We start from the raw sequence: 14,813 nt of genomic DNA, 5'->3' as shown, positions 1-14,813 counted from the left end.
TAGCACGGGGGCGGCCGTCAGCCTTTCTCGGGGCGTACCGAGCGCCAGACGTGCTGGGCCCAGGTCAGGTCGGCCGGGTCGTCGTAGACGCAGACCAGGTGCAGCACCTGACCCGGTACGGCGACGAAGCCGTGCAGGTTGTGCACGATGCGGCCGTCGCCCAGGGCGGGGCGCCAGAAGGCGTACCGGTGCACCTGGTCGTTCGTCTCGGTGAGCTCGCCGTCACGGTCGGCCGGCGCGTCCGCGGTGAGGTCGCGGATGACCGCGGCCGGCGCCGTGCCGGCGGGCGGGCCCAGCGGGTCCAGGTGGACCGTGCGGCCGGGGCCGCCGAAGGAGATCCGGTCCTCGTGCCGGCGCAGCTCCAGGCCCGCCGAGCGGTCCAGCGACCAGTGCGGGGTGATCCGCTGCCGGACCGGGGTCGGCAGGGCGTACGTGAGCCGGCTCAGCACGTCGTCGCGGTCCCACTCGTCGTGCAGGACCCGGTGCATCAGGGTGCCCTCGTCGGCGACCAGGTACGGGATCGACTCGGGATCGCGGACCTCGGCCCGGGCCGGCGCGCCCAGCATGTCCGGCCAGGGCTGTACGGCGTTCGCCACGGTGCCTTCGAGGCGCAGGTCCGCGTACTCCGGGGCCTCCCAGATCGTCCCCGCGTGCCGCAGCATCTCCGCGGGGACCCGCAGCCAGACCGAGTATTCGAGGGTGCTGCCGCCGGTCAGCCGCACCGGCATCAGGCAGCGGACGAACGCGCCGATACCCCCGGCCGCCCGCAGGTGCTCGTTGCCCCAGGTCGCCTCGCGTTCCGCCGGGGAGAGCGCGAGCATCGGGTCCGGCCAGGTCGAGCGGACCGCGAAGTCGACCGGGGACAGCGCGCCCCCGCAACAGGGGCAGTCAGGCAGATGATCAGGCACTCGGGCACCCTACCCAGCACGACGGCCCTCCGGCGGGAAGCCGGAGGGCCGTCAGCACACAGACGTCTCAGCAGGAGGTCTGGTTCTTGTTCTTGGTCCACCGGCAGGAGTCGATCGACTTGCCGGCGGGGCTGCGCAGGTACGCGGTGTCGCCGGAGTTGTTCCAGACGTAGCCGGTCCGGTTCCAGTAGCGGTGGGCGCTGTCCGGCCGGCCGTTGGTGCCCTTGCCGCTGTGCACGTAGACGCTCTTGCCGGAGCCGATCCGGTGGTCGTTCGCGATCTTGTACACGTGCCCGGCGGCGTCGCGGACCGTCCAGCCCTTCAGGTTGACCGTCTTGGCGGTCCGGTTGGTCAGCCGGACGTACTCGGCGTTGAGGCTGGTGTTGCTGCGGTTGTCGGCGCCCGGCGAGTTGTAGACGATCTTCGTGAACTGCACGTCGCCGGCCTTCGGTGCGGGCGCCGCCGGGGTGGTGGGCTTCGGAGTGGTCGGCTTCGGCGTGGGGGTGGTCGGCGTCGGGGTGGGGGTGGTCGGGGTCGGGGTGGGCGTGGTCGGGCTCGGGCTCGGGGTCGGGGTCGGGGTGGACCCGCCGCCGCTGCCGCTCCCGCTGCCGACGTTGATCGACACCGTCTCGGTGCGCCCGGCCAGCAGGTTGTTGTCCGGCTCGGCGTCGATCACCGCGCGGTACGACTTCGTCCCGGTCCCCTGACCGGGCAGGGTGGTCGTGTAGACCGAGGCGTCGCCGACGGTCTGGCCGCCCGCGACGTCCGTCCAGGTGCCGTCGTTGTTGCGCTGGATGTGCACCACCAGGCCCGGCTGGGTCGGGTTGGCCGACACCGAGACGTCGACGGTGCCGTTCGAGGCGGTCATCGTCATCGTCGGCACGATGCCCATCGCCACCGAGATGCGGTTCGACGCGACGCCGTCGGCCACCACGTAGAAGCGGAACCCGGAGTCCAGGATGCGGCTCAGCTGGTACGTGCCCGAGCCGGAGGCGATGGTCGAGATGTAGCCGCCGTGGTCGTAGTCCGGCGACTTGTAGAAGTCGTTGAAGACGTACGCCGATTCGTAGAGCTCGACCGTCGAGCCCGCGGGGGCCGTACCGGTGATGGTGATCGGACCGTAGCCGTTGCGGCTGGCCGGTGCCGAGATCGTCGGCGCCGCGTCGGCGGCGCTCGCGGGCGCGGCCAGGCCGAGGGCGGCGACGCAGCCGATCGCGGTCATGACCGCCGTCTTCCGTGCACGCATCAGCAAGTTCTCCTCGTAGCTGTGGGGATGTACGCAGCGTAGTGATAGTGACGAAGCGTAGTCACCCGTACGGACGGCCCTGCTTATCAGCTGGACGTATGAGTGGGGCGGCAACTCTGAGTTACTTCCGGGCAAGTAGCGCAGTGACGGCACGTAACCGCCATGTCGGACTCCGCGGCCCAAAGGCGGCTCGGTATACGGTCGGAGCCGTGTTGACTTCCGAGCAGCTGCGGGCGGACTGCGGGCGGTGCGCCGGCCTGTGCTGCGTCGCGCCGGCCTTCGCCAGGTCGTCCGACTTCGCCATCGACAAGCCGGCCGGCCGGCCGTGCCCGAACCTGGCCGAGGACTTCCGCTGCGGCATCCACGACCGGCTCCCCGAGCGCGGGTTCCCCGGCTGCGTCGTGTTCGACTGCTTCGGCGCCGGCCAGCAGGTCACCCAGGTGACCTTCGGCGGCCGCGAGTGGTGCGGCACGCCCGGCATCGCCGGGCAGATGTTCGCGGTGCTGCCGGTCATGCGCCAGCTGCACGAGCTGCTCTGGTACGTGACCCAGGCGCTCGAGCTGACAGCGGCGCGCCGGCTGCACCCGCAACTGCGCACGGCACTCGACGAGACCACCGCACTCGCCGCCGGCACGCCGCAGGAGCTGCTCGCGTTGGACGTCGACGCGCATCGGCGGCGGGTCAACCCGCTGCTCCAGCAGGCCAGTGAGCTGGCCCGGGCCGGGGCCGGCGGACGCCGCCGCGACCACCGCGGCGCCGATCTCACCGGCCGCCGCCTCCGGGGCGCCGATCTGCGCGGCGCGAGCCTGCGCGGAGCTCTGCTGATCGGTGCGGACCTGCGCGGCGCCGACCTGCGCCTGGCCGACGTCACCGGAGCCGACCTGCGCGGGGCGGACCTGCGCGGCGCCGACCTGACCGGGACGCTCTTCCTCACCGAGTCCCAGCTGAAAGCCGCCGTGACGGACGCCACGACCAAGATCCGGTGACGCCGCTGGTGCCCCCTAGGATGATGGGTGTCGCCGTTCGACCGAGACTCCGTGGAGCGTGGTGGCATGCAGGTGTCCGGTCTGGTCTGGACCTTGACCGTGGTGGGGATCCTCGGGCTCGTCGTCTTCGACTTCTACTTCCACGTCCGGCGCGCGCACATCCCGTCGCTGCGTGAGGCAGGGGCCTGGTCCGCGGTCTACGTCGGCCTGGCGATCGTGTTCGGCATCGGGGTGCTCATCTTCGGCGGCCGGGACATGGGCGCCGAGTACTTCGCGGGCTGGGTGACCGAGAAGGCGCTGTCGGTCGACAACCTCTTCGTCTTCCTGGTGCTGCTCAACAGCTTCAAGGTGCCGCGCGCCGACCAGCAGAAGGTGCTGCTCTTCGGCATCGTCTTCTCGCTGATCGCCCGGACCGGTTTCATCTTCCTGGGCGCGGCGCTGATCAACTCGTTCGCCTGGGTCTTCTACCTGTTCGGCCTGATCCTGCTGATCACCGCCGGCAACCTGCTCAAGGGCAACGAGAGCGAGGGCCGGTCGGCGGACAACGTCATCATCCGGCTCGCCCGGCGCTTCCTGCGCACCTCGGACGACTACGACGGCGACAAGCTGTTCACCGTCCAGGACGGCAAGCGGGTGCTGACCCCGATGCTGCTGGTCATGGTGGCGATCGGCGGCACCGACATCCTCTTCGCGCTGGACTCGATCCCGGCCATCTTCGGCCTGACCCAGAGCGTCTACCTGGTCTTCACGGCCACCGCGTTCTCCCTGCTGGGGCTGCGCCAGCTCTACTTCCTGCTGGACGGGCTGCTGGACCGGCTCATCTACCTCTCGTACGGGCTGGCCGCGATCCTGGCGTTCATCGGCGTGAAGCTGATCCTGCACGCGCTGCACGAGAACAACGTGCCGTTCATCAACGGCGGCGAGCACATCGACGTGGTCGAGATCAGCACCGGGGTCTCGCTCGGGTTCATCATCGGCGTGCTGATCATCACGGTGATCGCGTCGCTGCTCAGCCCCAAGGGTCGGGCGCAGACCCACGTCGCGGCGGCGCGGCGGCATGCGACCGAGTTCCTCGACATCGAGACCGACCCGCGCTACTGCGACGAGATCTACCACAAGCTCCTCGACGAGGAGGCCCGCATCAAGCGCCTGCCGGAGAAGTACCGGGCCCGGATCCGCCAGGAGGACGAGCTCATGAACCTCCTGCGCCGGGCCCACCGGGTGCACGACGAGCGGGTCGCCGCCGGCACCTGCTTCGTCAGAGTCTGACCAGCTCGGGTGCCTCGGCGGGCTCCGGCCGGCGCAGGGTGTCACCCTCGATGTCCACCCGCGGCGTGATCCGGTCCAGCCAGCGCGGGAAGGCCCAGGCCCGGCGGCCCAGCAGGGTGAGCACGGCGGGCACCAGCGTCATCCGGACGATGAACGCGTCGATGAGCACCCCGAGCGCCAGCCCGAAGCCGATCGCCTTGATGGTCGGGTCGTCGATCAGCACGAAGCCGCCGAAGACGGCCGCCATGATCAGCGCCGCGGCCGTCACCACCCGGGCGCCGTGCCCGACCCCGGCCACGGTGGCGGCGGTCGCGGTGGCGTCGCTCGGCGGCCCGGCGTGCACGAAGTCCTCGCGGACCCGGGAGACGATGAACACCTCGTAGTCCATGGCCAGCCCGAAGAGCACGCCGGTCATGATGATCGGCAGGAAGCTCACCAGCGGCCCCGGCCGGTCCACGCCGAACAGGTCCGCCGCCCGGCCGAGCTGGAACACCGCCACCGTGATGCCGAAGGTGGCGCCGGTGGTGAGCAGGAAGCCGGCCGCCGCCTTCAACGGCACCAGCACCGAGCGGAACGCCAGCAGCAACAGCAGGAACGACAGCCCGATGACCACACCCAGGTAGCGGGGCAGCGCCGCGGTGAGCTTCTGCGACACGTCGACGCCGACGGCGGTCGCGCCGGTGACCGCCACGCTGGTGCTGCCGCCGGCCATCAGGGTGACCGAGTCGCGCAGGTCGCGGACCAGCCGGGCGGTCTCCGCGCTGCTCGGGCCGCTGGCCGGTGTGACCAGCACGACCCGGGTGGTGCCGGCGGCGTTGGCCGGTCCCGGGCTGACCGCGGCGACGTCCGGCAGCTTGCGGACCGCGGCGGTCACCCGGCCGGCCAGCGAGGCGACGGTGTCCTTGCGCGGGCCGCGGATGACCACCAGCAGCGGACCGTTGGCGCCGGCCCCGAAGGCGGCGGTGGTCAGGTCGTACGCGACCCGCTGGTGGGACCCGGCCGGCGCGGTCCCGTTGTCCGGCAGCGCCAGCCGCATGTCCCGGACCGGCACGCTGAGCACCCCCAGCCCGCCGACGACCACGATCACGACCGGGATCCGGAACCGGGTCACCCAGCGGGCCCAGGTGAAGCCGAAGCCGTCCTCGGCCGCCCGCCGGGCGTGCGCGCCGCGGTTGCGCAGACCGCGGGGCAACACCCGGCCGCCGGCGAAGCCGAGCAGGGCGGGCAGCAGAGAGAGCGCCACGAGTACGGCGGTGAGCACCGTCCCGGCGGCGGCGAGACCCATCGCGGTGAGGAACGGGACACCGACCAGGCTGAGCCCGGCGAGCGCGATCACCACCGTGGCGCCGGCGAAGGTCACCGCCGAGCCCGCGGTCGCGGTGGCCCGGGCGACGGACTCCTCCGCGGCCATCCCCGCGGCGAGCTGCGTCCGGTGCCGCGACCCGATGAACAGGGCGTAGTCGATCCCCACGGCCAGGCCCAGCATCAATGCGAGCACCGGGGCGGTCGACGACACCTCCACCACGGCGGTCACGAGCAGCAGCCCGCACATGCCGGCGACGACCCCGACGAGAGCGGTCAGCAGGGTCATCCCGGCCGCGACCAGCGAACCGAAGGTCACGACCAGGACGAGGGCCGCGACCGCCACCCCGATGATCTCGGTTGCGCCGATCTCCGGTCCGCCGCCGCTCACCCCGCCCGGAACCACCCGCGGGCGCTGATCCGTGCCGTCGGACGCCAGCGTGTCGAAGGCTTCCCGGTCGGCGGCGCTCAGATCGTCCGCGCCCTTGGTGTACTGCACGCTGATCAAGCCGATCGTGCCGGTCCGGTCGATCCGCTTCGAAGCGTAGGGATCGACCACGGCGACGACACCGGGCAGCGCGGCCGCCTGCTCGACCACGTCGGCGACGGCGGCCCGGGTGATCGGGTCCGGCAGCCGCGTGCCGGCGGGAGCCTGGACGACCACGGTCAGGGAGGCGCCTCCGGCATCGGGCAGATCCCGCTTGAGCGCGTCCAGGGCCTCCTGGGACTCGGTGCCCGGGATGGTGAACGTGTCCACGGTCCTGCCGCCGAGCGTGAGCGCCCCGGCGGCGAGCAGGAGGAGAACCAGCGCCCACAGGCCGGCCACCAACCGCCGGCGCCGGAACGAGAAACGGCCGAGGCGGTACAACAGCTGGGCCATGGCGACGCTGTCCGATCTTCGCTGACAGGCATGTCTGTCCTGGTCAGGGTAGCGATCGGTGGGGGCCGGGGCGGCGAATCAGGTTCAGCGGGGGCGCTGGCCCCGGGTGTTCGAGCCGATCTCGGGCTCGGGCCGGCGTACCCCGGCTTTGCCCTTCGCCGCGTTGGTCGCGAAGCGGGCGGCGGCGCGGCGGACGTGGGCGGCCCGGGCCGTGAGGTCGGTGGTCGGCACCTCGGACAGGTCGACCTCCTCCACAGCTCGCACGCGCTCGGCGGCGGCTCGCTCGGCAGCGGCTTGCTCGGCTGCGGCCCGGTCCGCGACGGCCTGGTCGGCGGCCCGGTCGTCGGCGGTGGAGACCAGGCTGGCGATCCGGGCGGCGAGGTCGGCCGCGCGGGACGCGAGATCCGGCTGGTTGACGTGGGTGGCTTGCTCGGCCGCAGCCGCCCGCAGGGCCCGCGCCTCGTCGGCGGCCAGCCCTGGCCGGTTGCCCGGCAGCCGCATCCTCGTGCCACTGTCCGCTGGCGAAGAGGCGCTGTCCTGGGGCTGGGGCTCGTAGCGCGGCGGGATGTCCTGGTGCAGGGAGGCGAGGAGCAGGCTGTCGTGGTCCGCGTCGTCCATCGCCAGCCTGCGCGGCTCGTACACGGCGACGTCGAGCTCGGGTCCGGCCGCCGGTCCGGGGTCGGCCGGGCGGTGCACCGGCAGGGCGCCGAGCATGGTGACCGTCTGGCCCTCGCCGCCCTGGAAGTTGCTGAACTCCGGGCCGATCAGCAGCCGGGACAGCATCCGGGCCTGCGGGGTCGACAGGCCCAGCTGCTCCGCGTGGTCGACCCGGAACCGGGCGATCGCGTGCCGGATCAGGTTGGCCAGCTTGTCGGCGTCGCCGATCGTGCCCAGATCGCCGCCCGCGAACACCAGCGCCGGGAACGAGTCGTCGGAGGCGGCGCACACGAGCTGGATCTGCGCCGCGGCGGCCGCGCGGCCCGTGGTGCGGGCGCCGGGCTGCACCCGCAGGTGCTGCGGGTAGAGCCAGCGCAGCTCACCCGAGGTGACCTCGAGGTCGTCGGGCGACTCCGAGCGGGTGTACGCGTACAGCACCCGGTTGTCGGTGACGAGGACCTCGGTGCTCTCCGGGAGTGCCCAGCGTGGCAGGGACGCCGCCGCGGCGAAGGCGTACTCGGCGACGGCGCACCGGCCCTGCCACAGGGGGCGCTCACCGCCCGGCAGCGGGCCGAAGACGTCGGAGTGGCCGGTGGGAAGCGCAGTGGGGAGGAAATGCGAATCCGGCATGTCTCGATTAGATCGATCCAGCCGGGGCCGGACAAGTCGCGGGGACGTGAAATTGGCTCATCGTGGAACGACGGCACCCCCGGCCGGGAGCCCGTGAACCTTCGGTCGACGGCGTCCGTACTGCTGTCTAGGGCCGCGCGCTGAACAGTCCCTCCGGAGGGGCCGGAGAGGGAAGGGCGTCGATATCCGTCGCCGGGTGCTGACCGGACGTGAATCGATCGAGGTCAGTCTCGACCCGGCCCGGGAACCAGTCCCCGGCCGCGCGCCGGCTCAGCTCGGGGACCGGCGGCGGGGTCCGCCCGGCGAGCACGACGAGATTGCCGAAGCGCCGCCCGCGCAGGACCGCGGCGTCGGCGACCAGGCACGCCTGCGGCAGCGCGGCCCGGATGGTGGCGACCTGGGTACGGGCATAGCGCAGCGGCGGCCCGTCCGCCACGTTGGCGATCAGCCAGCCCGGCGCCGCCAGCACCCGCGCCACCTCGCGCATGAACTCCACCGAAGCCAGGTGCGCCGGGGTGCGCGAGCCCGCGAAGACGTCTACGACGACCACGTCGTACCCGTCGTCGCGCATGCCGGTGACGGCCTCACGGGCGTCGCCCACGCGTACCCGGATCTTGGCCTTGGCATCCCAGGGCAGTTCGCGGCGCACCAGCTCGACCAGCGGCCCGTCGATCTCCACCACCCGCTGCGGCGACCCGGGCCGGGTCGCGGCCACGTAGCGCGGCAGCGTGAGCGCGCCGCCGCCGAGGTGCAGCACGCGCAGCGGCGCACCGGCCGGCGCGATGAGGTCGATGGCGGCGGCCATCCGGCGGATGTACTCGAACTCCAGGTGCGCCGGGTCGGCCAGGTCGACGTGGGACTGCGGGGCACCGTCGAGCAACAGCGTCCAGCCCGACGCCCGGTCCGGGTCCCCGACCAGCTCGGCGACGCCCGAGCCGACGGTCTCGACCCGCCGCTCGCCCCGTCTGCGCTGCGCCATGGCAGCAGTATGTCGGTTGCGATCCGGTAGCACGGCGGCGGGAACCCTGGGAATCGGCGTTCGCGGGCCGACGTCGAGGTCGTGACGGCGACTGCGGATTTCCTCCCCGGTGACCCGTTGCTGCACCTGCTGCGCCGCGCGACGTACGGTCCGACCCCCGAGTCGACGGCCGAGATCCGCCGCCTCGGCGCGCCGGCCTGGCTGGAGCGGCAGCTCGAGCCGGCCGCGATCGCCGACCCGGTCGCCGACGACCTGGTCGCCCGGCTGCCGCTGAGCCGGCTCACCATCGACGGTGTCCGGGCCCGGGTGCGCAGCGGCGCGCTCAAGATGTACGGCTGGGACACCATGTTCGAACTGGGCTGCGCCACCATGGCCCGGGCGATCTGGAGTGAGCGGCAGCTGTTCGAGGTGATGGCCGACTTCTGGTCCAACCACCTCAACGTCACCAACCCCTCCGGCGACGTCTGGGACAGCCGGCAGGACTACGACCGCAGCGTGATCCGGCCGCACGCGCTGGGCCGGTTCGCCGACATGCTCAAGGCGTCCGCCCAGCATCCGGCGATGCTGACCTACCTCGACAACCGCTTCTCCACCAAGGCCGCGCCGAACGAGAACTACGGCCGCGAGCTGCTGGAACTGCACACGGTCGGGCTGGGCTACACCGAGTCCGACGTCAAGAACGCCGCCCGGCTGCTCACCGGCATGACGGTCAGCTGGGACAACGGGCGCTACCGGTACGACGCGGGCCGGCACGCCACCGGCGCGGTCAAGGTGCTCGGCTTCCGGCACGCCAACACGAGCGCCACCCGGGGTGAGGCCGCGGCCCTGGCCCTGCTCGACTACCTGGCTCTGCACCCGGCGACCGCCAAGCGCATCGCCACCAGACTCTGCGTCCGCTTCGTCGCCGACGAACCGCCGCCCGCGCTGGTGACCAGGCTGGCCAAGGTCTACCTGGACAACCGGACGGCGATCGCCCCGGTGCTGCGGGCGCTGTTCGGCTCGGCCGAGTTCGCCGCCTCCGTCGGCGCCAAGACCCGTACGCCGCTGGAGGACATCGTCGCGACGGTCCGCACGCTCGGCTACCAGCCCGAGAAGTCCGGCACCCAGGCGCTCAAAGCGCTGTACTGGATCACCGAGTCCGCCGGGCAGGCGCCGATGGCCTGGGCACCGCCGAACGGCTACCCCGACGTCGCCGCCGCCTGGGCGTCCCCGTCCGGGCAGATCGTGCGCTGGAACGCGCACCTGAACATCGCCGCCGGCTGGTGGCCGGGCACGTTGCAGCGGCCGGCGTCGCTGGTCACCGCCTTCGCCGGTACGGTCCCGGCCACGTACGGCGCGCTGATCGACGCGGTCGCCACCCGGCTGGTCGGCCGCACCCTGGCCCCGGCGCACACCACGGCCATCGCCGCGTACTACGGCAAGACGCCCGCCTCGGCCCTGAAGGCGAACGACGCCGCGGTCGGCTGGGCGTTCCCGTACCTGGCCGCTCTGCTGCTCAACTCTCCCTACTTCGCCCTGAGGTGACCATGTCCGTTGTCGAGGCCTGTGACTGTGTTCCGGTCACCCGTCGCAAGGTGCTCGCCGCTGGCGCCGCCGGTGCCTTCGCCGGGCTGGTCGGTGAGCAGCTCGCCACCCAGCTGGCCTTCGCGGCCGACAGCTCGTACGCCGGCGACGTGCTGGTGCTGCTGTCGCTGCGCGGCGGCTTCGACGGGCTGTCCGCCGTGGTGCCGGCCGGCGACCCCGGGTACTACGCCGCCCGGCCGGGTATCGCCGTGCCGAAGTCCCAGCTGATCGGGCGCGGCTCGTACTTCGGGCTGAACCCGGCGCTGGCGCCGCTGCTGCCGTTCTGGAGGGCGGGCACGCTCGGCGCGGTCCACGCCGTCGGCCAGCCGGCCCCGAACCGCTCGCACTTCTCCGCGATGGAGGAGCTGGAACGCGCGGCGCCCGGCACCACCCTGCGCACCGGATGGCTGGACCGGATGACGGGCCGGCTCGGCGCGGACCATCCGTTCGACGCGGTGTCGGTGGGCAGCGCGATGCCCGCCCGGGTCCTGGCCGGCCCGGCGCCGAACCTGGGGCTGACCTCGATCGACGACTTCGTGCTGTCCGGCGAGGACCCGAAGCGCCCGATGGCCGCGACCATGGCCGCCCTGTACGCCGGCGCACCGCAGGCCCTGGCGCAGACCACGGCCATGACGACCGGGGCGCTGGCCACGGCGGGACAGCTGAAGGCCGCCGGGTACCAGCCGGCCAACGGGGCCGCGTACCCGGACACCGAGCTGGGGGCCGCGCTGCGCGACGTGGCCCGGCTGATCAAGGCGGACGTCGGCCTGCTCAGCGCGACCGTCGACTCCGGCGACTGGGACATGCACGAGAACCTGGGCGCGGCGGCCCCCGGCAAGAAGATGTACGACCACCTGGCGGATCTCGCGAAGGCGCTGGCGGCGTTCGCCACGGACCTCGGCCCGGCCGGGCTGGGCCGGGTCACCCTGGTCACCATCAGCGAGTTCGGCCGGCGGGTACGCCAGAACGGCTCCGGCGGCCTCGACCACGGCTACGGCAACGCCATGCTCGTGCTCGGCGGGGGCGTCCGCGGCGGCAAGGTGCACGGCCGCTGGCCCGGCCTGGCCGCCGCCCAGCTGGTGGACGGCGACCTGGCCGTGACGACCGACTACCGCGCGGTCATCGGGGAGATCCTGCGGGCCCGGTGCGGCATCAGCGACGTGGCGAGCGTCTTCCCCGGCGTCAGGCCCAGCAGTCTGGGACTGGTCAGCGCCCGCTGAGCGGGCCGGGCGGGGCGGTGAACTCGATGCCCAGCAGCTCGGCCCAGAGCTCACCGTCCGGGCCGACCAGGGCCGCGTCGCAGCGGGCACCGCGGTCGTCGTGGTGGCCGTCGGCCACGATGCACAGCGCCGGGCCGGGCAGCCGGCCCCAGCGGTGGATGCGGCACTCGGCCACGCCCATGGGCAGCACCGGACGATGCTCGTCCATCGCCCAGACGCCGCTGAGCTGCAGCGCACCGTCCAGGGCAGCCAGGTCCACCGGCAGGTCGTCGTCCGGCCAACCCATCGCCCGGGCGCCGAGAACCGTGCCGACGACCCCCTCGGGACCGATCTCGCCCAGCGAGCGGACCACGTGCAGCCGCGGGCCGTGGAACAGCGGCCGGCCCGCGTAGACCGAGCTGCCCGGGAAGCGGGCCGGGTCGCCGGCGGGCCGCCACTCGCGGTCCGGCCCGGGCGCGCCGAAACCGGCCCGGAAGCACGGTTCGCCGGCGTCGTTGCTCAGCCACACCTCCCGGCCGAACACCGTCACCCCGATGGTCTGCGGATGCTCGGTCGCCACCGGGCGCAGCACCCGGACACCGGTCAGCACGGCGTCCTGCTCGCGGACCCGGGCAGCCGCGGCCATCCAGCCCAGCCCGGCCGCCAGCGGCAGGATCGCGACGTCCTGCGGCCGGTGATCGGCGAGCCAGGGGTGGGTGCCGGCGTCGACGGCGACGCTGGCCGGCTGGGCCCGGTCCGGGACCGTCGAGCGGGGCGTCAGCACGATGTGGGCGGGACCGTCGACGGCCAGCTCGGCGACGAACGCCGCGGCGCGCGCGTGGACCGGAACCGTCCCGGCATCACCCGGCACCGGGCCGGCCTCGCCGGCCGGATCCCAGGCCAGCGCGCGGACCAGGCAACCGGGGCGGCGGCGCTGCTCCGCCTCGGCGATCCGGTCCAGGGTGGCACCGATCAGGGCCTGGGTGCCGTCGCCGAGGTCGCCGGACCAGCCGGCCACCGAGGAGAAGAGCATCAGGGTGTCGAGCGGATCCTGCGCGGTGGCGGCGAGCAGCGCCGGCAGGCCGGCCAGGTGCGTGCTCAGCGCCCGGTCGGCGTCGGCCGCGGACTTCTCACCGGGGCGCCGGTCGGCGACGACCTCGGCGCAGTGCAGCACTCCGGTGATCGGGCCCCACTCCGAGCGGACCAGGTCGAGTTCGGCCATGAGGCGGTCGGCGTCGCGGTCGTCGGCGTGCACGTACCGGGCCTCGGCACCGGCAGCCACGCAGGCGGCGATCGTCTGCCGGATCTCGCGGGTGGCCAGCACCGCCCGGGCCCGCAGCCGCATCCCGGCCAGCCCGTCCGGCCCGCCGGTGCCGGCCGCGAACTTGCGCATCAGCGACACCTCGTCGGCCGCGCCGGCCAGGTGCTCCGGCTCGGCGGCCAGCGGGGTACGGCCGAGCAGCACCAGCCGGCACCGGGCCGAGCGGGCCAGCTCGACCAGCGCCGCACCGCAGAACCCGCGGGCCTCACCGGACGCGACGATCACCGAATCCGGCCCGATGATCCGCTCGCGCGGTGCCCCGGCCCCGGCCGACACCAGCCGGCCCACCGAGCGGGTGCCGTCCGCGGCGACCCGCACCCGCTGGGCGCCCGCGCCCCGGGTGAGCTCGTCGGCGATCAGCACGGCCACGGCCGCGGGATCACGATCGCCGCGCTCGCACTCGATGGCGATGGCGGACGCCGAAGGCCGGTCCCGGCCGACCGCGCCGACCAGCCCGACCAGACCGCCCAGCCAGGCGCCGGCCCGGCCGCTCACGGTGTCGGCGACGGTCACGAAGATCCCGCGGTCCTTGCCGTTGCGGGCCAGCCACAGGGCGGTGAGCTGCGCCTGGATCGCCTCCTCGGTGGAGGCGGGACGGGCCATGCCGCCGAGGAAGATGACGCCGCCCAGGCCCGGATGGGTGGCGACCTCGGCGGCCAGGCCGCGCGCGGTGAGCTCGGCGGCCACGGCGGTGGCCAGGCCGCTGCCGCCGTCGACGACGTGGACCGGGCCGGCGTGCAGGCCGGGCGGAGCGAGCCCGCCGAGCGGGGTCTGCGCCCACGACATGGTCAGCCGGACCACGTCGACTTCCTGTGGCCCGGTCTGGGTGAGACCGGACGGCCTGGTCCGGAGGAAGCCGGCCGGGTCGGCGTGGGTGAGGCCGGCCGGGTCGGCGTGGGTGAGGTCGGCTGGGTCGGCTTGGGTGAGGTCGGCCGGGTCGGCCGGGGCCGCGCCGAAGTCGAAGCCGGCCAGGCCCGGGAAGGTGGGCTCGATGAAGCCGGTGTCGGCCGGGTCGGGATCCATCGGGTCACGCTCGGTGGCTTCGCCGGGCCCGGTGGCGTCCGTGGCGGTTGTCCCGTCGGCCGGAGCGGTCCGGGCGGCCTCGGCGGTTTCGGCTGCCGGGGCGGCCTCACCGGGGTCTCGCTCGGTGGTCGCATCCGGCGCGACTGTCTCGGTGGCTGTTCCCTGGCGGTCCGGCTGAGCCGGGACGGCGGTGGGCGACGTCGCCGGGCCTTGCGGCTCGGCCGGCAGCCCGGTCCGGCGTTCCGTGTCCGGGGTCGGCGGGACCGGCCCGGCGCGGTGGTCCACCCCCGCGGCGGGAGGCATCGTGCCGGCCCGCTGGTCTGTCCCGGCCGCCGGGGGCAGCGCCCCGGCCCGGGGGTCTGGCCCGGCGGTCGGGCGCAGCGTGCCGGTCCGGTGCTCGGCGCCGGTCGCCGGTGGTTGCGGTCCGGCCCGGTGCTCCGCGCCCGTGACCGGCTCGGCCCGGCGGTTGGTGCCGGCCGCGGGCCAGGCCCGCCGGTTGGGGCTGGTCGCCGGCGCGGCCCAGCGGCCGGCCGGCGTGTTGGCCGGTGCGCGGGTGGGACGGTCCGGTTCGGCCGGGCGGCCGGTGAGGGCTTCGATGACCCGCAGGTACTCCAGGTGTGCCTCGGTCATCAGCCGCTGGAAGGTCGCGTGCGCTTCCGCGCTGTGCCGCGCCAGCTCCAGCGTCTCCCAGCCGGGAGGGTCGGGGGACTGCGCCGGCGCCGCCGATACGGGCGCGGCGGACTGGGGGACGTGCGGGGTAGAGGGCACGGGAAGTCTCCTCGGATAGGACGGCTTGATCCGTACTATTCGGACACAGGGCGGCGCGTCGTGCCCGGGAAACGGCGGGGGT

At 73.8% G+C, this 14,813-nt stretch carries 9 protein-coding genes and 1 pseudogene; 4 read left to right on the top strand and 6 right to left on the bottom strand.

Annotated elements, in window-relative coordinates:
* Window positions 1-17 precede the first annotated feature (17 nt).
* Together Aau02nite_RS25965 and Aau02nite_RS25960 are read right to left on the bottom strand one after the other, a co-directional pair.
* The gene (locus Aau02nite_RS25965) at window positions 18-908 is read right to left on the bottom strand and encodes a DUF2199 domain-containing protein (RefSeq protein WP_212991166.1); all 891 of its coding nucleotides are present in this window, start codon (window positions 906-908) and stop codon (window positions 18-20) included.
* Window positions 909-975: 67 nt separating this feature from the next.
* Window positions 976-2,154 (bottom strand): lamin tail domain-containing protein, encoded by a 1,179-nt coding sequence (locus Aau02nite_RS25960; RefSeq protein WP_246595441.1) that lies wholly within the window; start codon window positions 2,152-2,154, stop codon window positions 976-978.
* Between the two features lie 209 nt (window positions 2,155-2,363).
* On the opposite strand from Aau02nite_RS25960, the gene Aau02nite_RS25955 reads away from it, so the two are divergent.
* Together Aau02nite_RS25955 and Aau02nite_RS25950 are read left to right on the top strand one after the other, a co-directional pair.
* Window positions 2,364-3,140 carry a pentapeptide repeat-containing protein gene (locus tag Aau02nite_RS25955; RefSeq protein WP_246595440.1) on the top strand — a complete coding sequence of 259 codons (777 nt, stop codon included), beginning with the start codon at window positions 2,364-2,366 and terminating at the stop codon, window positions 3,138-3,140.
* 66 nt (window positions 3,141-3,206) lie between these two features.
* Window positions 3,207-4,187: pseudogene (locus Aau02nite_RS25950) on the top strand (TerC family protein); the annotation flags it as partial.
* A 211-nt stretch (window positions 4,188-4,398) separates the two neighbouring features.
* Here Aau02nite_RS25950 and Aau02nite_RS25945 read toward each other — a convergent pair.
* The 3 genes from Aau02nite_RS25945 to Aau02nite_RS25935 all read right to left on the bottom strand — a co-directional run bounded on the left by Aau02nite_RS25945 (window position 4,399) and on the right by Aau02nite_RS25935 (window position 8,857).
* Entirely contained in the window at window positions 4,399-6,591 is a 2,193-nt protein-coding gene (locus Aau02nite_RS25945) for an MMPL family transporter (RefSeq protein WP_212991163.1), read from the bottom strand.
* 84 nt (window positions 6,592-6,675) lie between these two features.
* Window positions 6,676-7,878, bottom strand: a complete 1,203-nt coding sequence (locus Aau02nite_RS25940; RefSeq protein ID WP_212991162.1) for a translation initiation factor 2 — start codon at window positions 7,876-7,878, stop codon at window positions 6,676-6,678.
* 127 nt (window positions 7,879-8,005) lie between these two features.
* Entirely contained in the window at window positions 8,006-8,857 is an 852-nt protein-coding gene (locus Aau02nite_RS25935; protein WP_212991161.1) for a spermidine synthase, read from the bottom strand.
* Between the two features lie 81 nt (window positions 8,858-8,938).
* On the opposite strand from Aau02nite_RS25935, the gene Aau02nite_RS25930 reads away from it, so the two are divergent.
* Window positions 8,939-10,381, top strand: coding sequence for a DUF1800 domain-containing protein (locus Aau02nite_RS25930; protein ID WP_212991160.1), 1,443 nt, complete (start codon window positions 8,939-8,941; stop codon window positions 10,379-10,381).
* A 2-nt stretch (window positions 10,382-10,383) separates the two neighbouring features.
* Window positions 10,384-11,640 (top strand): DUF1501 domain-containing protein, encoded by a 1,257-nt coding sequence (locus Aau02nite_RS25925; protein ID WP_212991159.1) that lies wholly within the window; start codon window positions 10,384-10,386, stop codon window positions 11,638-11,640.
* On the opposite strand, the gene Aau02nite_RS25920 is transcribed toward Aau02nite_RS25925, so the two are convergent.
* A complete protein-coding gene (locus Aau02nite_RS25920; RefSeq protein WP_212991158.1) occupies window positions 11,627-14,731 on the bottom strand; it encodes a KR domain-containing protein in 3,105 nt (1,034 codons plus the stop codon). The genes Aau02nite_RS25925 and Aau02nite_RS25920 overlap by 14 nt on opposite strands.
* Window positions 14,732-14,813: the final 82 nt, after the last annotated feature.

This window comes from Actinoplanes auranticolor (assembly GCF_018332655.1).
Taxonomy (GTDB): Bacteria; Actinomycetota; Actinomycetes; order Mycobacteriales; family Micromonosporaceae; genus Actinoplanes; species Actinoplanes auranticolor.
The sequence above is the reverse complement of the archived record's forward strand: the minus strand, read 5'-3'. Positions and strand labels throughout refer to the sequence as shown.

Excerpts from the sequence above, each read along its gene's own strand:
- Aau02nite_RS25960 (WP_246595441.1), bottom strand. The coding sequence starts at position 2,154 with ATGCGTGCACGGAAGACGGCGGTCATGACCGCGATCGGCTGCGTCGCC.
- Aau02nite_RS25945 (WP_212991163.1), bottom strand. The coding sequence starts at position 6,591 with ATGGCCCAGCTGTTGTACCGCCTCGGCCGTTTCTCGTTCCGGCGCCGG.
- Aau02nite_RS25940 (WP_212991162.1), bottom strand. The coding sequence starts at position 7,878 with ATGCCGGATTCGCATTTCCTCCCCACTGCGCTTCCCACCGGCCACTCC.
- Aau02nite_RS25935 (WP_212991161.1), bottom strand. The coding sequence starts at position 8,857 with ATGGCGCAGCGCAGACGGGGCGAGCGGCGGGTCGAGACCGTCGGCTCG.
- Aau02nite_RS25925 (WP_212991159.1), top strand. The coding sequence starts at position 10,384 with ATGTCCGTTGTCGAGGCCTGTGACTGTGTTCCGGTCACCCGTCGCAAG.